Origin of the sequence: Vibrio sp. 1562 (assembly GCF_033340155.1) — a bacterium.
Classification (GTDB): domain Bacteria; phylum Pseudomonadota; class Gammaproteobacteria; order Enterobacterales; family Vibrionaceae; genus Vibrio; species Vibrio alginolyticus.
This window is the reverse complement of record NZ_JAWOVY010000859.1, coordinates 1-500: the sequence shown is the minus strand read 5'-3', so window position 1 is coordinate 500 and position 500 is coordinate 1. Positions and strand designations below refer to the sequence as shown.

The following is a 500-nucleotide window of genomic DNA, read 5'->3' as shown; positions in this document are numbered from 1 at the left end:
TAGTTCTTCTTTACTTGTGCTGTTACCTTGAACAGCGGCATATTCGTTCCAGTCTCGGATGTAGTAACGCTGAGGTTCTGCATCTTTTGAGCTGTAGTGCGAACCTGGAGGGAATTCGCTGACTGTTTTACAAACGGGTACGAGTGCTTTCATTTCGGAAGCGACGTAGTAGTTACCGTGTTCATCGTAACCTTGGTAAAGTGGAATGATACCGATATGGTCACGACCTACTAGGTACTCATCTTTTTCTTCATCGTACAGTACGAAAGCAAAAATGCCGTTTAGCTCTTCAAGAAGATCAGCACCCATGTCTTGATACAGCGCTAAAATAACTTCACAGTCAGAGTCTGTTTGGAATTCGTACTTGCCTTCGTAGCGAGCGCGAATCTCTTTGTGGTTGTAGATCTCACCGTTAACGGCAAGGATTAGTTTTTTATCAGGGCTGTATAGTGGTTGAGCACCGCTATTTAGACCAACGATAGCCAAGCGCTCGTGAGCTA

At 44.8% G+C, this 500-nt stretch carries 1 pseudogene; it reads right to left on the bottom strand.

Annotation, left to right across the window (positions count from 1 at the left end):
• Positions 1 to 500, bottom strand: a pseudogene (gene asnB, locus R7Z49_RS28075) (asparagine synthase B); the annotation flags it as partial.